Source organism: Helcobacillus massiliensis (genome assembly GCF_033106145.1).
In the GTDB taxonomy this organism is placed as follows: Bacteria; Actinomycetota; Actinomycetes; order Actinomycetales; family Dermabacteraceae; genus Helcobacillus; species Helcobacillus massiliensis.
The window spans coordinates 353,729-375,857 of sequence record NZ_CP136959.1; the positions used below are offsets into that span (position 1 = coordinate 353,729).

The window sequence follows — 22,129 nt, forward strand, 5'->3', positions numbered from 1 at the left end:
GGCGCGGGTAGGATCGACCAATGGCCACCGCACCGATCCCTCAGCTCCTGGAAGCCGCTGTCGACGCGGTCGGCGGTGAAGTCCGCACCGGTCAGCGCACCATGGCGGAGGGCATCGCCCAGTCCCTGGAGGACAAGCGGCACCTGCTGGTGCAGGCCGGTACCGGGACCGGCAAGTCCCTCGCCTACCTCGTGCCCGCACTCGCCTACGCCGTCGAGAACGACGCCCCGGTGGTGATCTCCACCGCCACCATCGCGCTGCAGAACCAGATCGTGGAGAAGGACCTGCCCCGACTGGTGGACGCGCTCGCCCCGATGCTGGAGCGCACCCCGTCGTTCAGCCTGCTGAAGGGCCGCTCCAACTACCTGTGCCTGCACAAGATCGCCGGCGGCTACCCGGACGACCTCGACCCCGGCGCCCTGTTCAGCGAAGCGTCCGTCACAGGCGAGCCGGCCGCGTCCGAACGCCTCGGTGACCAGGTGAAGCGGCTGCGCGAATGGGCGGAGGACACCGACACCGGCAACCGCGACGACCTGCGCACCCCCGTCTCGGACCGTGCCTGGCGGCAGGTGTCCGTCACCGGCGCCCAATGCCTCGGCGCGCAGTGCCCGATGAAGGACTCCTGCTTCGCGGAGCGCAACCGCGCCATCGCGAAGGAATCCGACATCATCGTCACCAACCATGCCCTGCTGGCGATCGACGCGTTCGACGGGCACGGCATCATCCCCGAGCACGACGTCGTCATCATCGACGAGGCCCACGAGCTCGCCGCCCGTGTCACCGGCGCCGTCACCGAAACGCTCAGCGCCGGCCACGTCCGCTCTGCGGTTCGGGACCTGCGAGGTCTCGGCGTGGTCTCCACCGCCCTCGACGACGCCGGCCACGCCCTCGGGGACGCCCTCGGCCTGCAGCCCGACGGACGCATCACCGGCGACATGCCGCCTGTCCTCAGCGACGCCATCACACTGCTGGAGATCGAAGCGCGCCAAGCCCACTCCGATGCCAAGGACGCCGGTGACTCGACTGCCGCCTCCACGGCCGGGGCGCGCAAAGCGGCCCGCACCAAGCTCCAGGAGATCATGGATGTGTGCGCCCGCCTCATCAGCCCGGATGAGGACGATGTCCGCTACATCTCCCACTCGGAGATGACGGGACGCTCCATCATCGAGGTGGCGCCGCTGAGCGTCGCCTCGGCGATGCGCCGCGCCATCCTCGATCAGCGCACCACGGTCTTCACCTCCGCGACCCTGGCGCTCGCGGGCAGGTTCGATCAGGCGGCGGGATCCGTCGGCCTGTTCCCCCGGTCGCGAGTGGATCTGGGCGCCCCGATGAGCGGGTTCATGCGGGAGTCGTCGTCCGCGGAGCGGGAGCAGTGGGCGGGCATCGACGTCGGCAGCCCGTTCGACTACCCGAAGCAGGGCATCCTCTACTGCGCATCGCAGCTGCCGCCGCCCGGACGCGAGGGTCTGTCCCAGCAGCTGCTGGAGCATCTGGTGGAGCTCGCGGAGGCGAGCGAGGGCGGCGTCCTGGGACTGTTCTCCTCCCGCCGCGCAGCGGAGACGGCGGCGGACTACGTCCGCGCCCACACGGGCCTGACGGTGGGGCTGCAGGGCGAGGACTCGCTGACGAACCTGGTGCGCCAGTTCCGTGAGGACTGGTCGATGTGCCTGTTCGGGACGCTGTCACTGTGGCAGGGCGTGGACGTGCCGGGGGATGCGTGCCGGCTGGTGGTGATCGACCGGATCCCGTTCCCGCGGCCGGATGACCCGCTGAAGGCGGCTCTGCAGGAGCGGCTCAGCGAGTCCGGAAAGAACGGGTTCATGGCGGTGTCTGCGCGGCACGCGGCACTGCTGATGGCGCAGGGCGCGGGGCGGCTGATCCGCACCCGCAGCGACCGGGGAATGGTGGCGGTGCTGGATTCACGGCTCGCGACCCGGCGGTACGGTTCGTATCTGCGGCAGGCGATGCCGCCGCTGTGGTACACGCAGCGCGCGTCCGTGGCGCTGGGAGCGCTGGAGCGCCTCGCCGCGGCGCCGCGCAGGTCCTGAGAGCCGCGCCCGTTCGGGGCGGAACCAGCCGGGAGACGCACATGCGCCCCCGGCGGCGAACCGGAGGCGCATGGAACGGAGACGACCGGGTGGGCCGGGCGGGCCAGCGGCTGGTCAGACGGAGCGGAGCACCGCCACGACCTTGCCGAGGATTTCGCTGAGGTCGCCGAGGATCGGCGTGTAGGCGGGGTTGTGCGGCATCAGCCACACGTGGCCGTCCCGCATGTGCAGCGACTTCACGGTGGCTTCGCCGTCGATCATCGCGGCGACGATCTCTCCCTGCTCAGCCACCCGCTGCGCGCGGACGACGACCCAGTCGCCGTCGCAGATCGCGGCATCGATCATCGAATCGCCCACGACCTTCAGCAGGAACAGGTTGCCGTCACCGACCAGCTGGGACGGCAGTGTGAACACGTCCTCGATCTGCTCTTCGGCGGTGATCGGCGAACCGGCGGCGATGCGGCCGACCAGCGGCACGTTCGTGGTGGCGGCCGGCTGGATGCCGTTGAAGTCGCCGCTGGTCGGAGCGGGAGCATCATCCCCCTGGACGAGCTCGAGGGCGCGCGGGCGGTTCGGGTCGCGGCGCACATAGCCCTTGGTCTCCAGGACGGTCAGCTGGTGCAGCACGGAGGAGGGGGAGGCCAGGCCCGCCTTCGAGGCGATCTCGCGCATGGACGGCGGGTAGCCGTGCTCGCGGATCGCATCCTCGATGACGTCCAGGATGCGGCGCTGACGGGCGGTCAGACGGGGGCGAGCAGCGCCGTCGGTGGTCTCGTTCGTCTCGGTCATCAGCGCCCTTTCCGCGATGGGGCGACTTTAAATGTCGCACCCCTCTGTTTGAGTCTGTCTCGACTCAAGAGTACGTGGCCCAAGCCGCATATTCAAACGATCGTTCGAAAGAGTCTTGACTTCGTCGAACAAGTGATCGTAGGGTCAAGTCATTCGCACATCGAACAAGGATTCCAATCATGACTGCCACCACCGTTCGTCCCGTCGCTCTTCGACCAGATGTTCGCCTGCGCATCACCCGTCGTGGTCGTGTGGTCCTCGGCCTGCTGATCGCCTCGGTCGCGCTCAGCCTGGCGTTCCTGATGGGCATGGCCTCCTTCACGCCCGCCGCTGAAGCGGGCTCCACCGCCACCACCGAGTACGTCACCGTGACCGTGCACGAGGGGGACACCCTGTGGGGCATCGCCTCGCAGTACGCCCCGGAGGGCACCGATGTCCGCGACTACATCCTCATGGTGGAGGACCTCAACGACCTGCAGAACGGCGTCGTGCAGCGCGGTCAGAGCCTGCACCTGCCCGTGTCCTGACCGGCACCACCGGACCCAGCCCGCCCCGTCACCCGCGAACCCCCTCATCGCCGCCGGTGACGGGGCGGAGCTGTTCCTCCACCCAGGGTGACGGTGGGACTGTCAGGCCGTTTAGTAGGATGACGCTGTGCATTGTCCTTTCTGCCGCCACACTGACTCCCGCGTCGTCGATTCACGGACCGCGGATGACGGCACCGTCATCCGCCGGCGCCGCCAGTGCCCGAGCTGCTCGCGCCGCTTCTCCACGATCGAATCAGCGTCGCTGTCCGTGGTGAAGCGCTCCGGTGTGGGCGAACCCTTCAGCCGTTCCAAGGTCATCTCCGGTGTCCGCAAGGCCTGCCAGGGCCGGCCCGTCACCGATGATCAGCTCGCGGTGCTCGCACAGAAGGTGGAGGAGAGCATTCGCCTCACTGGAGTCAGTGAGATCGAGGCGCACGATGTGGGCCTTGCGATCCTGCAGCCGCTGAAGGACCTGGATCTCGTGGCGTACCTGCGCTTCGCGTCCGTCTACCGGAACTTCGACTCACTCGAGGACTTCGAGAAGGCGATCGCCGAGCTGCGGGAGCAGTCCGACGCCTGAGCCGCGCAGCGGATATGCGCACTCGATTACACCTCGCGCCGCAGAGTGTGTATAATGAATGCTGACCGGCGAGTCTGGAGGGGAAGCCAGACTCGCCGGTTTCTTCATGCCCGAAGCGCGGCGATCGCGGTCCCCAACGAGAAGCGCCCCCCACCTCCCGAAACGGGAAGCGGAGGGCGCGTGCGCATCAGCGCCGTCGGCGCGTCAGCTGGCCTTCAGCAGCACATCAGCGTGCGGCGCGGCGACCGGTGGGCTCAGCGGTCTCGTCGGCTGCCGGCAGGGTCTTCTGCAGACCCATCACCCAGCGGTACAGCACCGCGATGATGCCGGCGAATGCGAGGACGCCGAGGATCATGGCGACGGACTGGAAGCCCTCACCCACGATCGCGAGCGGTTCCGCTTCACCGGAGGCCGCCACCACACCGGCGAACACGACACCGAAGAGCGACTCGCCCACGATGAGACCGGTGGCCAGCAGAATGCCGAGGCGCTTCATGACCTCCGGGCGCTTCGACGTGGAGGCCCAACGGTTGTAGACCAGGCCGATGAGGGCGCCGATCGGGATGATCAGGGTCAGCTCCATCGGCAGGTACATGCCCATGCCGACTGCGAGCGGCGGCAGGGCCAGGGCGCGCTTCTTACCCTTCGACGCGGCCCGGAGTGCCTCGTCGATGACGATCACCACGGCGCCGATGAGGGCGCCGATGCCGATGAGGCCCCAGTTGAGGTCGCCGCCGAGCACGCCCTTCACCAGGGAGGAGATCAGCGACGCCTGCGGTGCCGCCAGGGCGTCCGGGCCCGCGTTCGGGTCACCGGCGAAGCCGAAGGCGGTGTGCATCAGCTGCAGCACCGGCGGGATGATGATCGAGCCGAAGATGACGCCGATGATCAGAGCGACCTGCTGCTTCCACGGGGTCGCGCCCACGAGCTGGCCGGTCTTGAGGTCCTGAAGGTTGTCGTTGGAGATCGTGCCGATGCCGAACACGATCGCCGCGGTGAACAGGGTGAAGGCGACCAGGGACGCGGTGTCAGCACCGGAGGTGCCGTGCACCAGCTTCACCACGAGGGCTGCGGCGATCGCCACCAGGATGCCCACGCCGGAGATCGGCGAGTTGGAGGCGCCGATGAGGCCGGCCATGTAGCCGCACACGGAGGCGACGACGAGGCCGATCAGCAGGGTGAAGACCACGGCGACGGCGATCAGGCTGCCGGTGTGGTGGGAGATCGCGGTGTCCTTGAGGAAGGACCACAGCAGCAGGCCGATCGGGATCATGGACAGCAGGGTGATGCCCAGGACCAGCGACATCGGAATGTCGCGTTCGGTGATGTCGACCTCGCCGCCACCGCGGCGGCGACGGTTGGAGGCGAGCGCCTCGGAGATGCCGCGGACGATGGGGACGATCAGCTTCAGCAGGGTCCACACAGCGGCCACGGCGATGGTGCCGGCGCCGATGAAGCGGACGTCGCTGCCGAAGATGCCGCCGACGGTCTCCATCAGGTCGGCGTCGGCCGGAATCTGCCCCTGGGTGAGGGTCGGCAGGAGGATGCCGTAGGAGATGATCATGCCGATGATCATGGCGATGCCGACCGTGATACCGACCAGGTGGCCCACGCCGATGAGGGCGAGGGAGAGGCTGCCGCCCACCATGGTGCCGCCGGAGCCGAGGCGCAGGGCGGTGCCCACGGAGCTGGCGAGGACCTTGAGGTTGGCGAACAGGGAGAAGGCGGCGGCGCCGAGGGCGCCGGCGATGATGACGTGCAGTCCGCGCTTGTTCTCCTCGGAGGAGCCGGCGCTGTCGCCGACCTTCAGCACCTCAGCGGCGGCCACACCCTCGGGGTACGGCAGGTCGCTGCCGGTGACGAGGGTGCGGCGCAGCGGGATGGAGTAGGTGACGCCGAGGATGCCGCCGACGGCGCACACCAGTGCGGTGGTCCAGTACGGGAAGCCCGCCCACCAGCCGACGATGACCAGGCCGGGCAGCACGAAGATGATCGCGGACAGCGTGCCGGCTGCTGAGGCGATCGTCTGGACGATGTTGTTCTCCTGGATGGTGTGGCTGAAGAAGCGCAGCACCGCCATGGAGATCACGGCAGCGGGGATCGAAGTGGCGAACGTCAGGCCGACCTTGAGACCGAGGTAGACGTTGGCGGCGGTGAAGATCAGCGTGATGAGACCGCCGAGGACGACGCCTCGCAGCGTCAGCTCGCGCACGCTGGCCTGTCGGCGCCCGGAAGCGGCCGTTGTTGGGGTGGAGGACATACCTCTCCTTGTCGGGGCCGCCGCGTCAGGATGAGCGATCGGGCGGCGGCCGCTGGGGGTCAGGGAGCGCGAGTGCGCCCATCGTCCGTGCGGACGACGCAGATCATGCTACGCCCGACCGGCCGCTGATCGGCAACACACCGAGGGTCCGCGGAGGTCAGCGCTGCCGCGGGAGAGGGGAGCGCTGGTCGACCGGGTGCGGGGTGTGCCGCGGGGGCCTCATGCCGACGGGTCCTCGAACCCGTCGGGCAGGTTTCCGTGGTGCAGCACCGACAGCACCTGGGTGGGGCGCGTCATCGCCACGAACACGTCGTTCGCGCCGCGGGCGTGCGCCTCGCAGATGGTGGCGGGGTCGGTGAGGACCACGGCGTCGAACTCCAGGCCCTTGGAGTCGCGGGCGTTCATCACGGAGACGGGGGAGTCGATGCCGGCGGATCCGGCGCCGACCTCTCCCGGATCGAACTGCGCGCCGAGCGCTTCGACCAGGGGTGCAACAGCCGCGTCGGGTGCGACCACGGCGAGCCGGCCGTCGCCGATCAGGGCGCGCACCCGTCGGACCTCGGCGGCGATCGCGTCCATCTGCTCAGCGGACGGGGCCCCCTCGCCCACGCTGCCCGCCTGACCGGGCAGGAGGGCGAGGTGCATGTTGTGCTCGCCCTCGCGGACGGACTGCACCTCGGTGGCGAGGAGGTCGTGGGCGCGCGCCACGCGGTTCGCCGCCGCCATGATGCGGGCGGGGGTGCGGTAGTTGACGGTGAGCTCTTCGATCTGGGCGCGGTCCTCCACGAACGGCTCGAGCACGGCGGTCCAGGACGTGGTGCCGGCAGGGGAGGACGTCTGTGCGACGTCGCCCACCACCGTGAACGACTTCGTGGGGTTGCGGCGCATGAGCAGACGCCACATCATCGCCGACAGCTCCTGCGCCTCATCGACCACCACATGGCCGTACGTCCAGGTGCGGTCACCGGCGGCGCGCTCCGCCACGGTGCGGCGGGTATGCATGTGCGACACCTGCGCGGCGAGGTCCTGCGCGCTGATCATGCCGTCGGAGTCCATCATCTCCAGCACCTTCTCGGCATAGCCGATCTGGTCCTGCTGCGCGGCCTTCTGCCGCTTCTCCTCCTGACGAGCCGCGGCGTCGTCCTCCCCGAGCAGTTCGGCGATCTCATCCAGCAGGGGCACATCGTCGATGGTCCACGCGGAGTCCTTGGACCGCACGAGGGCGGCGGCGTCCTTCATCGGCATGAGGCCGTGCGCAGCGCGGCGCACCCGCTGCTCGGAGGCGAAGAAGGAGCGGAGGAACGATTCGGGCGTGTACGGCAGCCAGGCGCGGTTGAGGGCGACCTTCACCCCGTCGTCGGTGCGCAGATCGTTGATGAGGTCCGGGTGGTCCTCCTCGGTGATGGTGCGGCCCTGTCGGCGGATCTCGTCGGCGTATCTGTCCACCAGGCGATCCAGCGCGGCGCGCACGAACGTGGTGCGGGCGCGGTTGTGCGGGCGGCCGGAGGAGCGGGCCTCGGAGCGGGCGGCTTTGATGTCCGCCGGTGTGATCGTCAGGGGAACGCCGTCGATCCGCAGGTGGATGTCGGCGGCGGGCACGAGCTGGCGGTGGCGCAGGGCGCGCTTCAGCAGGTTCGCCATCACCGGGCGGCCCTTGATCTCTGCGATGCGCGCCTGGTCCGTCTCGGTGGCGGTGACGCCGGGGAACAGTTCGCCCGGGGTCGCCATGACGGCGCCGGATTCGCCGAGGCTCGGCAGCACGCGTTCGATGTAGGTGAGGAAACCGCGGGTGGGGGCCACGATCAGCACGCCCGCCTGCTCCAGCCGGGCGCGGTGCGTGTACAGCTGGTAGGCGGCGCGGTGCAGCGCGACCGCGGTCTTGCCGGTGCCGGGGCCGCCCTGCACCACGAGCACGCCGCGGTTCTCGGAGCGGATGATGCGGTCCTGTTCGCCCTGGATAGTGGCGACGATGTCCCCCATCCGGCCAGTTCGGCTCGCACTGACAGCGGCGAGGAGCGCGCCTTCGCCCTGCAGGTCGGAGGAGTCGTCGGAGGCCTCGTGCAGCAGGTCGCGGTCCAGGACGTCGTCGTCCACACCGGTGACGGTGCGGCCGTTGGTGATGAGGTGGCGGCGCAGACGCACCCCCTGGGGGGTGTGCGCGGTCGCCTGGTAGAACGCGGCGGCTGCAGGGGCGCGCCAGTCCATCAGCAGCTGGTCACGGTTCGCGGTGAACAGGCCGATGCGGCCGATGTAGCGGCGGGCGCCGTCGACCATGTCGAGTCGGCCGAACACGGCGGAATGGCTGACGGTGCGCAGCAGGGAGATGCGGTCCTCGTAGAACGCAGTGAAGGCGTCGCGTTCGCTGCGGTTCTGGTGGGTGGAGGCGCTCTGCGAGCCGGCCGTCCTCTCCATCTGGTCCGTCAGATGCTCGATCAGCTCATCGATCCGGCGGTACATGGTGTCCACCGCTGCCTGTTCGAGTTCGAGCTGCGTGCTGGTTCGTCCCACGACGTGCCTTTCAGCGTTGCCGGCTCTTCGACCGGTTGACCACAGTGCTGCGCCGACACGGCCGGTGCGCGGCCCCTCGGCGCGCCGGCGGCGTCTCAGCTCCAAGCCTCAATGCCGCGCAGGCGACATACCATTATGGTCGATGCACAGCGGGCCGCGCTCAGGACCGACTCAGGCGGCGGCACCCGTCGGCCGCCCCGCTGCCGGTCCCGCCAGGGGCCCGACGAGAACTGCAGAGCACACGAGGAGAGACGATGCGCGACCCCCGCGAGCTGTACCAGCTGGAGGACCACGAGGTCATCGCCGCCGTCCCCTCCGGGCCCCTCCCGCTGGTGGTGTGCATCCCCGGCATGATCGATGCCGGCCAGACCTGCCGGACCGCCGCCACCTACTTCCAGGAGAACCTCCGCAGCATCCGCATCGCCCGGTTCGACTCCGATGAGCTGCTGGACTACCGCTCCTCCCGGCCCCGCGTTGTGTACGACGGCCGCCGCTACCCCACCGTGGAGATGCCGGAGATCGCCCTGCACCTCGTCTACGACGACGCCTCCCGCCCCTTCCTCCTCCTCGAGGGCCCCGAGCCGGACCTGCGCTGGAACCTGCTGGCGGGCGCGGTGGTCGCGCTCGCGGACACGTTCGGCATCGACCAGGTGGTGACGCTGCGCGCGATCCCGTCGGAGACCCCGCACACCCGCACCATCACCATGCTCACCCACGCCAACCAGCTGGCGCTGGGGGAGGAGCCCCCAGCCGACGGATCCGCCGACACCACCGGTGCAGACACCGATGGGCCGGGCGAGCAGTGCGACACCAGTGAGCATCCCGCCAGCGGCGACAGCGCGGACGCACAGGAGGGCATCGCCGCCACCGGGGCGGGCCCCGAGCAGGTGTTCGAGATGCCCGGCAGCTTCATCCCCGTGCTGGAGAAGGAGCTGCAGCGCGGCGGCATCCGCTGCCAGGGCTTCGTTGCGCAGATCCCTCACTATCTGACCCGTTCGCCCTACCCGGCGGGCACGCTCGCGCTGCTGCGCCGCGTCAGTGAGACGGCTGCCCTGGAGATCCCGCTGATGGAGCTGGGGGACATCGTCGAGGCGAGCCAGCGGATGCTGGAGGACGAGGTGGAGGACTCACCGGAGCTGCAGGCGATGGTGAAGACCCTCGAGGACGGCTACGATCAGATGGCTCGGGACAACGACGGCACCGGATACGTGCCGGACATGCCGACCGCGGATGAGCTCGGTGACCGCTTCGAACGGTTCCTCGCCGAGAACACCGACGACGACGGCACCAGCGGTCCGCCGAGCGGCCCCATCAGCAGCTGACAGGGAGGAGTGCCGTGGCACTGGGCGAAGTGAAGTGGTTCAACGCCGAGAAGGGCTTCGGATTCATCGACCTCGACGGCGGCGGCGCGGACGTGTTCGTGCACCACTCCCAGATCGACATGGACGGCTTCCGCACCCTCGCCGAAGGCCAGCGCGTGGAGTTCGAGCTCATCCGAAGCGATAAGGGCCCGAGCGCTCAGCGGGTTCGTCCGCTGCCGAACTGACGGCTTCGCGGCACAGCACATGGCCGTGCCGGATCATCCGCTGCACCTCCGCGTTCGGCATCAGGCGGACGCTGACCGCATCGGAGCGGATCGCCCGCTCCACCTCCGGCGGCAGCTCATCATCACTGCCGATCAGGATGCAGTTGGCGGTCCTCCTCTTCTTCAGCGCCGACGGCTCCGCGATCAGTGACACGTGCTCGAAGACGCGCGAGAGCGTGGCGAGCTCGTCGGAGATGACGGAGCTGGCAGGGCGCATCACGGAGTTCGCGAAGTAGAACCCGCCGGGGCGCAGCACCCGTCGGACAGAGGTTGCCGCCGTGAGGTCCTGGAACGCGCGGGGGATCGTGCCGCCGGCGAACACATCCCGGATGACGAGGTCGAACCGGTCCTCCCGCCAGCCGTCGAGTGCGACGAGGGCGTCGTCGGCGCGCAGGGATATCCGCGGGGAGCGCGGCAGGTCGAACCAGGTGCGCACCAGGTCCAGGAGGGCTCCGTCGATCTCCACCACGCTGTTGGTGGACTGCGGGTACGCATCGGCGAGCGCGCGGGGGAGCGCCGCCGCGCCGCCGCCGAGGTGGGCGATCGCGAGCCGTCCCTCCTCGGCGCTGCTCTGCGGGTGGAGGGCGCGGATCGCGCTGAAGATCCAGCGCATGTACTCGAAGGACAGCACCTGCGCATCCGGGTGGATCATCGAGGACGGCATCCCGTTGAGGGTCACCAGCACGGACCCGTCGGTCTCCTGGTCGAGCCGCACCGTGCCGGTGTCGGTGGGGATCTCCCGCCCGAGGGGGAGGGATGGGGGGTTCGCGCGGGGGCGCTGGGAGCGCTTCGACCTGGCCATGCGGCCGATTGTAGAGGGAGCCGACGAAACCCCCGACTTTAAATGTCGCACCCCCTCTCTACGGTGGGCTCACCGAGTCACCAGGGGGAGAGACATGACCATCACTGTTCAGTCAGCGAACACGTGGTTCGATGCCTGCGACCGCATCGAGCAGCAGCTGGACCGCGCCGAACAGCTCATCGGCGAGGACCGCGCCCAGGCGTTCGAGACCTGCCATCGGGCGGCGCTGGCCACCGCCGGCATCATGCGGGACCGCGCGAACCAGGAGAGGCGCCGGCCGCTGCCGCTGAACGCCTGGACAGCTCTGTCGCGTCTCGGCACTGTGCACCGGGTGCGGGCCGCGGAGGTGGAGCCGTTCGTGCAGCTGCGGGCCCGCAGCGGTCCACTGCTGGAGAGTAGGGTGGACATCGCCGAATCGACGGTCCGCGAGCACATCGCCCAGTCCCGCCGCTACCTGCGGGTCGTGCAGGGTGAGCTCACGGACGAACTGGCCGCCGCCTGCTGAGGCGCGTGGCCTGCGAAGCAGAAGAGAGGTGTCCGCCCGGTGCAGTGGGACCCATCGGAACGCGCTGTTCTGCACCTGGACATGGACGCCTTCTTCGCCTCCGTAGAGATGCGGGACGATCCGGAGCTGCGCGGGCGCGCCATCGCCGTCGGCGGCGGAGGCCGGCGCGGAGTCATCGCCACTGCCAACTATGAGGCCCGCCGGTTCGGTGTGCACTCCGCTCAGCCCACCGCTCAGGCCCTGCAGCGATGCCCTCACCTGCTGGTGCTGCCGCCGCGCGGGGACGTGTACCGGGAGGTCTCCCGGCAGGTCATGGCGATCCTTGAGGACTTCTCGCCCTCCATCGAGGTGGTCAGCGTGGACGAGGCGTACATCGATGTCACCGGCTCCCAGCGCCTCCTCGGCACCCCGGAGGAGATCGCGGTGGAGATCCGCCGACGAGTGCAGGAGCGAGTCGGCCTGCCCTGCAGCGTGGGCGGCGGGATCTCGAAGTCGGTGGCGAAGATCTGCTCGGCGAAGGCGAAGCCCGCCGGGATCCTCGTCGTCGAACCAGCCCGCACTCGGGAGTTCCTCGCACCCCTGCCGATCAGCGTGATCCATGGGGTGGGCCCCGTGGCGGCGAAGAAGCTGACGGACATGGGGGTGACCACAGTGGGGGAGCTGGCGGAGCTGCCGCCGCAGACCGCGCGCCGACTGCTCGGCTCGGGTGCGCCCGCCCTGCAGGAGCTCGCCCGCGGCATCGACCGCCGCACTCTGGGGGAGCAGGCGAAGGACCACAGCATCGGGATGGAGCGCACCTTCGAGAACGACATCGGTGATCCGGACCTGCTGCGGTCCCTCACTGTGCAGATGGCGGACACGGTCGCGCACCGCGTCCGCACCCGCGGATTTGCTGCGGCGTCCCTCTCGGTGAAGATGCGCGCACCGGACGGCCGCACCATCACCCGGTCCATCTCCTTCCGCTCGCCGACGGCCTCCAGTGAGGAGATCCGCGAGCGGGCGCTGATCGCGCTGGAGCGCGCCCGGGAGCAGATCCGATGGGTTCGCCTGCTCGGGGTCCGCGCCGAGCACCTGGTCCCCGCCGGCGGGATCGCCATCCAGGACTCGCTCGACGGCGCCAGCGCTTCATGGGGGAAGGTCGACGCCGCGATGGATGCGGCACGGGCGAAGTTCGGCCGGGCAGCGCTCTCGCGCGGTTCCGCCCTGCGAGCCGACACCGACAGCACCTCTGTGCAGCGAACCCAGCGGACCGACCCGGACCACTGACCTGGGACATCACCGCCCAGCTGGCTCCAGCGCGCGCCCCGGGCGCCACCGTCGGTGCTCGCGGCGGGCCCTCCGAGCGGCGGGAGCGGGCACTCCAACCCTGGGAGAGCGGTTCCGGATCCTCAGGTTCCATGCCTATCCTTGGGGTCAGCAATCGGGCCGGACGCCCTGCAGGACACGCCGATCATGGGATCGGCACCGGGGCCGGACAGTCGAAGGAGGATCCGATGGCGCTGTCAGAGAACGAGCAGAAGATGCTCGACGAGCTGGAGAAGCAGCTGTTCGCCGACGATCCCAAGCTCGCACGCACCTTCTCATCGTCCTCCGCGTCGTCCGGCGACTCCGAGGCTGCGCAGAAGACCACCCTCAACCCGCGTCGCATAGTGCTCGGCTGCGTCGGGGTGCTCGCCGGCCTCGCCCTTCTCGTCTTCGCCGTGTCCCTGCCCGCCGTCTGGCTCGGGGTCCTCGCGTTCCTGCTCATGCTCGGCAGCGCCGTGTTCGCCATCACCGGCGACCGCGCCCGCCCCGCCACCGCGACCGTCACCGATGCGGACCGCCGCAAGGGCCGAGACGCCCACCCCGCCGGCAAGGGCGGCAGCCCCCAGGGCCTCATGAAGAAGTTCGAAGACCGCTGGGACAAGCGGCAGAGCGGCGACAGGTGATCCGCCAGCGCACACCACCACTCATCCACTGATCGACCCGATCGATCCGACGGGGTCCGCTTGAGGCGGGCCCCGTTTCTCATGCCCGGACCCTCCACCGTGCTCCACTCCTGAACCGAACCTGGGCATCTGTTCCCTCCACCTCCCTCCACTCGCACCCCCACGCGCCCTCCACCGCGCCCCACCCGCATCCCCCACAGATGGCGGAAATGCCATCTGACCTGCGCTTTTGCATGAGCGTGGGGAGTGGTGGAGGGGTGGGGGAGAGGTGGAGGAAACCTGCTGCGGCAGGCCCGCTCGGCACTGTGCGCGCAATCTCCTCCACCGCCCTCCACCGCTCTGACCTGGTTAAACGTTAGTGTGCGGAGACCCTCCCCGAACTTGGGGGTTGAGGGTGGTGGGAAGTGGGGTAAAGTGGGGGGACGAGGAAGACGAGCCCGCGTCAGGAGCGCTGGGAGGGGGTGCCCATGTTTCTCGGCACCTTCACGCCCAAGCTCGATGACAAAGGCCGACTGATCTTCCCTGCGAAGTTCCGTGACCAGCTCGCAGCCGGTCTCGTGATGACTCGCGGACAGGAGCACTGCGTGACGGTGTACCCCATGCGCGAGTTCGAGAAGGTTCACGAGCAGCTGCGGCAGGCCCCGGTGACGAGCAAGGACGCACGCGATTACCTGCGTGTCCTCCTCTCGGGCGCCGAGGACGTGGTTCCGGACAAGCAGGGCCGGGTCACCATTCCCTCTCACCTGCGGACGTACGCGGGTCTGGATCGCGACTGCGCCGTCATCGGCACCGGCAGTCGCATCGAGATCTGGGATACGGCCGCGTGGGAGGCGTATCTGGAGCAGACCGAGGAGGCCTTCGCGCAGACCGCGACGGAGATCGTCCCCGGACTGTTCTGACGACGCGACGTACCGCGAGACATCTCTTCGCTCGCGCCCCGACGCTTCTTCCCCGGCGCCGGGTAGTGAGCGGAGGGATGTCTGACGGTATGACGCACGCACAGATCTCAGGGCCCCCGCCCGCCCAGGGGCTGCCACGTCAGCAAGGAAGGGGTGAGAGCAGATGGACGATCAGACCTCCGGTTCAGCCGGCCCGGCCGCACGCGAGGACAGCGCAGCAGCCGCAGGCGCGCACAGCGAACGCACCGCCGCCGAGATGCACGCCCCCGTGATGGAGCGCGAACTGCTCGACATCTTCGCCCCCGCCCTGCAGGCCCCCGGCTCCGTCTACCTCGACTGCACCCTCGGCATGGCCGGCCACGCCTGCGCCGTCCTCGCCGCCAACCCGGAGGCGCGCCTCGTCGGCATCGACCGCGACAGCGCAGCCCTCGAACTCGCCCGGGGCCGCCTCACCGACGCCGGCTTCGACGGCCGCTTCAGCCTCCACCACGCGACGTACGACGAGATCCCCGAGGTCCTCGACGCCGCCAAAGTCGCCGCCGCGGACGCGATCCTCATGGACCTCGGCCTGTCGTCCTTCCAGATCGACACCCGTGACCGCGGTTTCGCCTACAGCGTGGACGCCCCGCTGGACATGCGGATGAACGCCTCCGGCGGCGGCGCCACTGCCGCCGACCTCGTCAACACCCTCGAGGAGCAGGAGCTCGCCCGCATCCTGTCGCAGTACGGTGAGGAGCGCTTCGCCCGCCGCATCGCCCGCTCGATCGTGCAGCGCCGCGCCGAGCAGCCGTTCACCCGCTCCGGCGACCTCGTCGAGGTCATCGACCGCTCCATTCCCGCGAAGTCGAAGCGCACCGGCGGCCACCCCGCCAAGCGCACCTTCCAGGCCCTGCGGATCGCCGTCAACGACGAACTCGACATCCTCCAGGACGCCCTTGAGGCCGCCCTGGGCGCCCTGGCCGACGGAGGCCGCCTCGCCGTGGAGTCCTACCACTCCCTGGAGGACCGGATGGTCAAGCGCGCGTTCACCGCCGTCACCACGTCCTCGGCGCCGCTCGACCTGCCCGTGGAGCTGCCCGAGCTCGCCCCCGACTACCGCCTTGTCCACCGCGGTGCCAAACAGGCCTCCGCTCAGGAGCAGGAGACCAACACCCGCAGCGCCAGCGTCCGGCTGCGCGCAGTGGAGCGCACCGCCCGAACCGCAACGTCCCAGGAGTCCCGCTGATGGCCCAGCTCGCCGCGCACACGTACGCCGTCCGTCCGCGCCGCACCGCCGCTCGGCCGCGTCTGGCGCTCATCGCGCGGCCTCGCCAGGAGCGGAGCATCGTGCCGTTCGCCGCGCTCATCACCCTGATCCTGGTGGCGACCCTCGCCGCCATGCTGGTGCTGAACGTGTCGATGACCCAGACCAGCTACGAGATCACCCGCCTGCAGGAGCAGGACATCGCCCTCTCCCAGCAGGCGCAGGCCCTGCGCGAGGAGAACGAGATGAGGTCCAAGCCGCAGGAGCTGGAGAAGCGCGCCCGCGACCTCGGCATGGTGCCCGTGCAGGACGTCGCGTTCGTGGACCTCGCCAACGGCCGCGTCGTCGGCGACCCGAAGCCTGCGCAGCCCGCCGCTCCCGGCGCAGCCGACAAGCAGCTGATCCCGCCGGCGGACCTGCCGCGCGCAGTCCCCGAACGCGGCGCCTCGCAGCCGCTCTATGATTACGGCATGGGCAACGAAGGACGGGACTGATGCCGGGAGATCGCCGATCGCCCGAGCGGCGCAGGCGCGTCTCCCCTGACCGGAGCACCCGTCATACGCGTCAGAGGCTCGAGCGACAGCAGCGCTCGAGCCGTTCGCGTTCCCAGATGCGCAGCGGCGCGACCGCTGTCCGCACCCTGCCCGCCGAACCCCACCGCCGCCACCGACTCGTCCTCATCGGCATCGCGATCTTCGCGCTGCTGCTGGGCGGTCGCCTCATCTGGGTGCAGGGCCTGAACTCCGCCGAACTGTCCGAGAAGGCCGTGCAGGCGCGCACCGTGGAGCGGACCATCCCCGCGCTGCGCGGCGACATCCTGGACACCAACGGCAACGTCATGGCCACCAGCGTGCTCCGCTATGACATCTGGGTGGACCAGCGGCAGGTCGGCGACTACCGCGCCAACGACGACACCGCCACCGAAACGGGTGTGAAGGCCGCCGCGAAACAGCTCGCGCCGCTGACCGGGATGTCCGTGGCGGACCTGGAGAAGAAGCTGACCGGCAAAGCCGGATTCCAGTACATCATCCGCAATGTGGAGCCGAGCGAACGCGACGCCATCATGGCGCTGGACATCCCCGGCATCGGTGCGGACCGCGCCACCGAGCGCATCTACCCCGGCGGCATGGTCGGCGCCAACGTCGTCGGCTTCGTCAGCTCCGACGGGCAGGCGCTCGGCGGCACCGAACTGTCCTGGGATGAGCACCTGCGCGGCCAGGACGGGCACACCACCTACGAGCGCGGAGCCGGCGGGCAGGTGATCCCGTCGGGCTCCAACACCACGAAGGACGCCGTGGACGGCCAGGACGTGGTCCTCACCATCGACGAGGACATCCAGCACCGCGCCCAGGAGATCATCACCGCCAAGGTGAAGGAGTGGAACGGCACCGGCGGCTCCATCGTCGTCATCGACACCGCCACGGGCGACATCGTCGCCCTCGCCGAGGACCCGACGTTCGACCCCAACCAGCCCGCCAAGGCGAAGCCCGATCTGCTCGGCAACCAGTCCATCTCGAACGTGTTCGAGCCCGGCTCCACCGGCAAGCTCTTCACCATGGCCGCCGCCCTCGAGGAGGGCGTGACGACCCCGTCGGAGAAGCACACCGTTCCGTACTCCAAGGAGTTCAAGGGGCATCAGGTGCGCGACTCCCACCAGCACCCCACCCAGTACCTCACCACCGCGGGTGTTCTGAAGGAGTCCTCGAACGTCGGCACCGTGGAGATCGCCAACCGGATGAGCCCGAAGACCCGCTATGAGTACCTGCGCAAGTTCGGCCTCGGTCAGCCCACCGGTCTGCCGCTTCCCGGCGAGTCCGGCGGCATCCTCCACAAGCCGGAGAACTGGACCGGCCGCACCGAGTTCACCACCTCTTTCGGCCAGGGATATGCCGTCAACGCCGTGCAGGTGACCAGCGCCGTCGGCACATTCGCCAACGACGGAGTCCATGTCCGCCCCCGCATCGTCAAGGGCGTGAAGGACGCCAAGGGGGTTCTGCGCCCCACCCAGAAGCAGCAGGCGGACCGGGTCGTCTCCCCGGAGACGGCCGCCACCATGCGCCAGCTGATGGACAACGACGTGCCCGACAACCCTGACTCCAACGCGCACGTGCCCGGCTTCGCCGTCGGCGGCAAGACCGGCACCGCGCAGGTGCCCGACGGCACCTACACCGCCTCCTTCATCGGCATGGCGCCGATGGACGACCCGCGCTACGTCATCGGCGTGTTCGTGTACGGTCTTCCGGCGTACTTCTCCGGCAACACCGTCGCCGCTCCCGCCTTCGCCGACATCATGAGCTACACCCTGCATGCACGCCGCGTCACGCCCTCGGGCAAGGACGGCGTCGAACTCGACAACACCTGGAAGTGATCCACCACCGTGACCAGCACTGAGATCGACTCGCGACCCCACGGCCTGCCTCCGCTGCCGGCGGACACCCTGGCGGAGCAGCTCGGGGCCCGCCTCGTCGGCGATGCCGCGCAGCTCACCGGCGCCACCATCGACTCCCGCGCCGTCCGCCCCGGTGACCTCTGGATCGCCGTGCAGGGCGAGAACAACCACGGCGCCGAATTCGCCGCCGGTGCCGTTGAGCTCGGCTGCGGCGCCATCCTCACCGACACCGCCGGCGAGCAGCTCATCCGCGAGAGCATCGCCGCTGACAGGATCCCCGCGCTCCTGCTCAGCGAGGATCCCCGCGCCCATGCCGCTCGCGCCGCGGACCTGATCTATGCCGAACCGTCCGCGTCCATGAGCGTCGTCGGCGTCACCGGCACGAACGGGAAGACCTCGATCACCACGATGATCGACCGCACCCTGCAGTCGATGGGCGTCGGCACTGCGGTCGTCGGGACGAACGGCACCTTCGTCACCCCCGCGGGGGAGGGGACCCGCACCGTGCCGACGGTTCGCACCACTCCCGAAGCGCCCGACCTGCACGGCATGCTCGCCATGATGCGCGAGAGCGGTGTCCAGACCGCGTCGCTGGAGGTCTCCAGCCACGCGATGATCCTCCACCGCGCCGACTCCGTCCGCTTCGCCTGCGCCGTGTTCACGAACCTGTCGCAGGACCACCTGGACTTCCACGGCACGATGGAGGCCTACTTCGACGCCAAAGCGATGCTGTTCGCCGGTGACCGCGCGCGGTCCGGCGTCATCTGCGTGGACGACGACTGGGGCCGCCGACTCGCCGATCGCGCCGAGATCCCGTCGGTCACCTACACCACCGACCCGGACCGCGAGGCCGACTTCCGCGTCACCTCCATGACCCCCGAGGGCTTCGGCACCCGCTTCACGGTCGCCTGGGACGGCGGAGACGACTTCGACCTCGTCGCCACCCTGCCCGGCACCCACTACGTCGCCAACACCCTCGGTGTGGCGCTGGCGCTGCACTCCTGCGGCTACGACTTCGACGTCGTCGCCGAGCACGTCGCCACCGCCGGCACCGTCCCCGGCCGCATGGAGCTGGTGCACGATGACGGCATCCGCGCGGTCGTCGACTACTCCCACACGCCGGACGCCCTGGAGAAGACCCTGGTCTCGCTGCGGGCCCTGCCGAATGTGCGCCGCATCCTCACGGTGATGGGCGCCGGCGGTGACCGCGACCGAGCCAAGCGCCCGCTCATGGGGGAGGTCGCCGCGCGCCTCTCCGACACCGTCGTCATCACCGACGACAACCCCCGCACCGAGGACCCCGCGTCGATCCGCGAGCAGGTCGCCGCAGGCGCCCACCGCGCCGCTGAGCAGTCCGGCGCCGACGTGATCGACCAGGGTGACCGCGCCGAAGCGATCGCCCGCGCCCTCCGCCTCGCGGAGGTGGGCGACGTCGTCATCGTCGCCGGCAAGGGCGCCGAGACCGGCCAGGACTTCGGCGACCGCGTCATCGACTTCGACGACCGCGCCCACGTGCGCGCCCACTTCACTCGGAAGGATCAGGACTCCACTCATGCTTGAGCTGACAGCCGCCGACATCGCTGAGATCACCGGTGGTCGGCTGGTCGGCGGGGCCGACGGGTCCGAACGCGTCACCGGCCGCGCCGTCGTCGATTCCCGCACCGTCCAGACGGGTGACCTGTTCGTCGCGTTCCCCGGTGAGCGCGTCGACGGTCACCGCTTCGCCGAGAAGGCCATGGCCGACGGGGCCGCCCTCACCCTCGTGACCCGCGACGTCGGCGTCCCCGCCGTCCAGGTCAAGGACGCCCTCGAGGCCGTCACGGAGCTCGGCCGACGGATGCTGCAGCGCGCCCGCACCGAGAATCCCGACCTGGCGGTCATCGCCATTACCGGCTCCTCCGGCAAGACCAGCACCAAGGACCTGCTGTACGCGATGCTCAGCCGTGTCGGCGAGACCATCGCTCCGGCCGGCAGCCGTAACAACGAACTGGGGCTGCCGCTGACGATCCTTGAGGCCACCGCGACCACCCGCTTCCTCGTGCTGGAGATGGGGGCGCGCGGCATCGGCCACATCCGCCATCTGACCGAGATCGCTCCACCGGACATCTCCGTGGTGCTGAACGTCGGGACCGCGCACGTGGGGGAGTTCGGTGGGCAGGACGCGATCCGCATCGCCAAGCAGGAGCTGGTGGAGGCGCTCGGTGCAGACGGCACCGCCGTGCTGAACATCGACGATCCCCGTGTCGCATCCATGGCCGACGCCACCGGCGCCCGCGTGCTGCGCACCGGGTTCGCCGCCGATGCGGACATCACCGCCGTCGACGTCGACCTCGATGAGGACGCGCAGCCCAGCTTCGAGCTGCGAGTCGCCGGTCAGTCCCGCCGCATCCGCCTTTCCCTGACCGGCGAGCACCACGTCATCAACGCCCTGTCGGCCGCCGGCGCTGCGCTCGCCGCCGGCCTCACCCTCGATGAGGTCGCCGACGGGCTCGAAACCGCCCGCTCCCGCAGCGAAGGCCGCATGCAGGTCAGCCACGTGCGGGACGGCATCACCATCATCAACGACGCCTACAACGCGAACCCGGACTCCATGCGCACCGCCCTGAAGGCGCTCGCACACCTGGGCCGCACCCGTCGCACCATCGCAGTGCTCGGCGAAATGCTCGAGCTGGGGGAGGAGTCGGTGCAGATGCACGACTCCGTCGGCCGCCTCGCCGTGCGGCTGAACGTCCACCAGCTGATCGTGGTCGGCAGCGGAGCCCGCGCCATCCACAACGGCGCGCACCTGGAGGGCAGCTTCGGGGGTGAATCACGCTATGTCGATTCGATCGACGAGGCCCGCTCTGTGCTAGAAACGATCCTGCAGAGCGGCGACATCGTTCTGCTGAAGTCATCCAACGGAGCCGGCCTGGCCGCGCTCGGCGAAGAACTGGTGAAGACCATGAGCACAGGAGAGGAGTCCGCATGATCTCCATCCTGATCGCCGGCGCTGCTGCCCTGATCCTCTGCGGATTCGGCACCCCCTTCTACATCCGTCTTCTCGTCAAGAAGCAGTACGGCCAGTTCGTCCGCGATGACGGCCCGACCTCGCACTCGACGAAGCGCGGGACCCCCACCATGGGCGGTGTGGCGATCATCGGCTCCGTGCTGCTCGCGTACGCGCTCGCGCACCTGATCACCTGGACGGCGCCGACGGCCTCCGGTCTGCTGGTGCTGTTCCTCATGACCGGCCTGGGCGCCCTCGGCTTCGCCGACGACTACCTGAAGATCGCCAAGAAGCAGTCCCTCGGCCTGACCGCGAAGAAGAAGCTGATCGGTCAGTTCACCGTGGCGACCGTGTTCGCGGTCCTCGCCCTCAGCTTCCCTGACGCGCACGGCCGCACCCCCGGCTCGTTCGAGATCTCGTTCGTCCGGGACATCGACTGGCTGGACCTCGCGTTCGCCGGCACCACCCTCGGCATCATCCTGTTCGCCCTCTGGTCGAACTTCCTCGTGGCCGCCTGGTCCAACGGCGTCAACCTCACTGACGGCCTCGACGGCCTCGCCACCGGTGCGACCGCCATCTTCACCGGCAGCTATGTCCTCATCCTGTTCTGGCAGTGGCGGCAGTCCTGTGAGATGGGCGTGGGCGGCGCCTGCTACGAGACCCGCAACCCGCTGGACCTCGCGCTGGTGTCCATGGCGATCCTCGGCGCCTGCGTCGGCTTCCTGTGGTGGAACACCTCCCCGGCGAAGATCTTCATGGGCGACACCGGCTCCCTCGCCCTCGGCGGAGCCCTCGCCGGTCTGACGATCATCTCCCGCACCCAGTTCATCGGCGCCATCATCGGCGGCCTGTTCATCGCGATCTCCCTGTCGGTGATCATCCAGGTCACCAGCTTCAAACTGACCCGCAAGCGCGTGTTCCGCATGGCGCCGCTGCAGCATCACTTCGAACTGGCCGGCTGGAACGAAGTGACGATCGTGGTCCGCTTCTGGATCGTGGCGCTGCTGTGCGCCAGCATCGGTCTCGGGCTGTTCTACTTCGACGCCCTCACACTGCTGCCGAAGTGACGCACCCGCACCT

19 protein-coding genes are annotated in these 22,129 nt (G+C 69.5%); 15 read left to right on the forward strand and 4 right to left on the reverse strand.

The genetic code is table 11. The annotated features are described in order from the left end of the window. Nucleotides 1-20 precede the first annotated feature (20 nt). A complete protein-coding gene (locus R3I40_RS01725) occupies nucleotides 21-2,048 on the forward strand; it encodes an ATP-dependent DNA helicase (RefSeq protein ID WP_343217742.1) in 2,028 nt (675 codons plus the stop codon). A gap of 114 nt (nucleotides 2,049-2,162) precedes the next feature. Here the strand turns inward: R3I40_RS01725 and lexA are convergent, their stop codons facing one another. Beyond that, nucleotides 2,163-2,837: a transcriptional repressor LexA gene (lexA, locus tag R3I40_RS01730; protein ID WP_183373497.1), complete on the reverse strand. Its 675-nt coding sequence runs from the start codon at nucleotides 2,835-2,837 to the stop codon at nucleotides 2,163-2,165. A 179-nt stretch (nucleotides 2,838-3,016) separates the two neighbouring features. On the opposite strand from lexA, the gene yneA reads away from it, so the two are divergent. Together yneA and nrdR are read left to right on the forward strand one after the other, a co-directional pair. After that, nucleotides 3,017-3,364, forward strand: a complete 348-nt coding sequence (yneA, locus tag R3I40_RS01735) for a cell division suppressor protein YneA (RefSeq protein WP_183373498.1) — start codon at nucleotides 3,017-3,019, stop codon at nucleotides 3,362-3,364. Between the two features lie 127 nt (nucleotides 3,365-3,491). After that, entirely contained in the window at nucleotides 3,492-3,944 is a 453-nt protein-coding gene (gene nrdR, locus R3I40_RS01740; RefSeq protein WP_183373499.1) for a transcriptional regulator NrdR, read from the forward strand. Between the two features lie 226 nt (nucleotides 3,945-4,170). Here nrdR and R3I40_RS01745 read toward each other — a convergent pair whose 3' ends face one another. Continuing rightward, the gene (locus tag R3I40_RS01745) at nucleotides 4,171-6,204 is read right to left on the reverse strand and encodes an OPT family oligopeptide transporter (protein WP_285262240.1); all 2,034 of its coding nucleotides are present in this window, start codon (nucleotides 6,202-6,204) and stop codon (nucleotides 4,171-4,173) included. Nucleotides 6,205-6,423: 219 nt separating this feature from the next. Further along, on the reverse strand, nucleotides 6,424-8,712 hold the full coding sequence (locus R3I40_RS01750) for a HelD family protein (RefSeq protein ID WP_317700063.1): 2,289 nt from the start codon (nucleotides 8,710-8,712) through the stop codon (nucleotides 6,424-6,426). Nucleotides 8,713-8,966: 254 nt separating this feature from the next. Between R3I40_RS01750 and R3I40_RS01755 the strand changes: the two genes are divergently transcribed. Together R3I40_RS01755 and R3I40_RS01760 are read left to right on the forward strand one after the other, a co-directional pair. Beyond that, nucleotides 8,967-10,034, forward strand: coding sequence for a PAC2 family protein (locus tag R3I40_RS01755; RefSeq protein WP_285262241.1), 1,068 nt, complete (start codon nucleotides 8,967-8,969; stop codon nucleotides 10,032-10,034). Between the two features lie 14 nt (nucleotides 10,035-10,048). Next, a complete protein-coding gene (locus tag R3I40_RS01760) occupies nucleotides 10,049-10,258 on the forward strand; it encodes a cold-shock protein (RefSeq protein ID WP_183373502.1) in 210 nt (69 codons plus the stop codon). Here the strand turns inward: R3I40_RS01760 and R3I40_RS01765 are convergent. Then, nucleotides 10,203-11,099, reverse strand: a complete 897-nt coding sequence (locus tag R3I40_RS01765; protein WP_285262242.1) for a spermidine synthase — start codon at nucleotides 11,097-11,099, stop codon at nucleotides 10,203-10,205. The two genes, R3I40_RS01760 and R3I40_RS01765, sit on opposite strands and share 56 nt — an antisense overlap. 94 nt (nucleotides 11,100-11,193) lie before the next feature. Here R3I40_RS01765 and R3I40_RS01770 point away from each other — a divergent pair, with 94 nt between their 5' ends. The 10 genes from R3I40_RS01770 to mraY all read left to right on the forward strand — a co-directional run bounded on the left by R3I40_RS01770 (nucleotide 11,194) and on the right by mraY (nucleotide 22,116). Next, nucleotides 11,194-11,604: a hypothetical protein gene (locus tag R3I40_RS01770; RefSeq protein WP_183373504.1), complete on the forward strand. Its 411-nt coding sequence runs from the start codon at nucleotides 11,194-11,196 to the stop codon at nucleotides 11,602-11,604. A gap of 39 nt (nucleotides 11,605-11,643) precedes the next feature. Continuing rightward, nucleotides 11,644-12,870 carry a DNA polymerase IV gene (gene dinB / locus R3I40_RS01775; RefSeq protein ID WP_259923485.1) on the forward strand — a complete coding sequence of 409 codons (1,227 nt, stop codon included), beginning with the start codon at nucleotides 11,644-11,646 and terminating at the stop codon, nucleotides 12,868-12,870. A gap of 227 nt (nucleotides 12,871-13,097) precedes the next feature. Then, complete coding sequence (locus R3I40_RS01780) at nucleotides 13,098-13,532, forward strand: SCO2097 family morphological protein (protein WP_183373505.1); 435 nt, start codon at nucleotides 13,098-13,100, stop codon at nucleotides 13,530-13,532. A gap of 467 nt (nucleotides 13,533-13,999) precedes the next feature. Beyond that, nucleotides 14,000-14,431, forward strand: coding sequence for a division/cell wall cluster transcriptional repressor MraZ (mraZ, locus tag R3I40_RS01785; RefSeq protein WP_183373506.1), 432 nt, complete (start codon nucleotides 14,000-14,002; stop codon nucleotides 14,429-14,431). Between the two features lie 163 nt (nucleotides 14,432-14,594). Then, entirely contained in the window at nucleotides 14,595-15,656 is a 1,062-nt protein-coding gene (gene rsmH, locus R3I40_RS01790) for a 16S rRNA (cytosine(1402)-N(4))-methyltransferase RsmH (protein WP_317700064.1), read from the forward strand. Continuing rightward, nucleotides 15,656-16,168, forward strand: coding sequence for a cell division protein FtsL (locus R3I40_RS01795; protein ID WP_183373508.1), 513 nt, complete (start codon nucleotides 15,656-15,658; stop codon nucleotides 16,166-16,168). The genes rsmH and R3I40_RS01795 overlap by 1 nt, the downstream gene beginning before the upstream one ends. Before the next feature lie 116 nt (nucleotides 16,169-16,284). Then, entirely contained in the window at nucleotides 16,285-18,042 is a 1,758-nt protein-coding gene (locus R3I40_RS01800) for a peptidoglycan D,D-transpeptidase FtsI family protein (protein WP_239375572.1), read from the forward strand. Between the two features lie 9 nt (nucleotides 18,043-18,051). Beyond that, nucleotides 18,052-19,623: a UDP-N-acetylmuramoyl-L-alanyl-D-glutamate--2,6-diaminopimelate ligase gene (locus tag R3I40_RS01805; RefSeq protein ID WP_183373510.1), complete on the forward strand. Its 1,572-nt coding sequence runs from the start codon at nucleotides 18,052-18,054 to the stop codon at nucleotides 19,621-19,623. Further along, nucleotides 19,616-21,031 (forward strand): UDP-N-acetylmuramoyl-tripeptide--D-alanyl-D-alanine ligase, encoded by a 1,416-nt coding sequence (locus R3I40_RS01810; RefSeq protein WP_183373511.1) that lies wholly within the window; start codon nucleotides 19,616-19,618, stop codon nucleotides 21,029-21,031. The genes R3I40_RS01805 and R3I40_RS01810 overlap by 8 nt, the downstream gene beginning before the upstream one ends. Beyond that, nucleotides 21,028-22,116, forward strand: coding sequence for a phospho-N-acetylmuramoyl-pentapeptide-transferase (mraY, locus tag R3I40_RS01815; RefSeq protein ID WP_183373512.1), 1,089 nt, complete (start codon nucleotides 21,028-21,030; stop codon nucleotides 22,114-22,116). Before R3I40_RS01810 ends, mraY begins: the two co-directional genes overlap by 4 nt. Nucleotides 22,117-22,129: the final 13 nt, after the last annotated feature.

What these genes read in the sequence shown, in the direction of transcription:
- R3I40_RS01770 (WP_183373504.1), top strand. Translation starts at nt 11,194, where the DNA reads ATGACCATCACTGTTCAGTCAGCGAACACGTGGTTCGATGCCTGCGAC.
- yneA (WP_183373498.1), top strand. Translation starts at nt 3,017, where the DNA reads ATGACTGCCACCACCGTTCGTCCCGTCGCTCTTCGACCAGATGTTCGC.
- mraY (WP_183373512.1), top strand. Translation starts at nt 21,028, where the DNA reads ATGATCTCCATCCTGATCGCCGGCGCTGCTGCCCTGATCCTCTGCGGA.
- rsmH (WP_317700064.1), top strand. Translation starts at nt 14,595, where the DNA reads ATGGACGATCAGACCTCCGGTTCAGCCGGCCCGGCCGCACGCGAGGAC.
- R3I40_RS01780 (WP_183373505.1), top strand. Translation starts at nt 13,098, where the DNA reads ATGGCGCTGTCAGAGAACGAGCAGAAGATGCTCGACGAGCTGGAGAAG.
- R3I40_RS01795 (WP_183373508.1), top strand. Translation starts at nt 15,656, where the DNA reads ATGGCCCAGCTCGCCGCGCACACGTACGCCGTCCGTCCGCGCCGCACC.
- lexA (WP_183373497.1), bottom strand. Translation starts at nt 2,837, where the DNA reads ATGACCGAGACGAACGAGACCACCGACGGCGCTGCTCGCCCCCGTCTG.
- R3I40_RS01755 (WP_285262241.1), top strand. Translation starts at nt 8,967, where the DNA reads ATGCGCGACCCCCGCGAGCTGTACCAGCTGGAGGACCACGAGGTCATC.
- mraZ (WP_183373506.1), top strand. Translation starts at nt 14,000, where the DNA reads ATGTTTCTCGGCACCTTCACGCCCAAGCTCGATGACAAAGGCCGACTG.
- R3I40_RS01745 (WP_285262240.1), bottom strand. Translation starts at nt 6,204, where the DNA reads ATGTCCTCCACCCCAACAACGGCCGCTTCCGGGCGCCGACAGGCCAGC.
- R3I40_RS01765 (WP_285262242.1), bottom strand. Translation starts at nt 11,099, where the DNA reads ATGGCCAGGTCGAAGCGCTCCCAGCGCCCCCGCGCGAACCCCCCATCC.
- R3I40_RS01810 (WP_183373511.1), top strand. Translation starts at nt 19,616, where the DNA reads ATGCTTGAGCTGACAGCCGCCGACATCGCTGAGATCACCGGTGGTCGG.
- R3I40_RS01725 (WP_343217742.1), top strand. Translation starts at nt 21, where the DNA reads ATGGCCACCGCACCGATCCCTCAGCTCCTGGAAGCCGCTGTCGACGCG.
- R3I40_RS01800 (WP_239375572.1), top strand. Translation starts at nt 16,285, where the DNA reads ATGCGCAGCGGCGCGACCGCTGTCCGCACCCTGCCCGCCGAACCCCAC.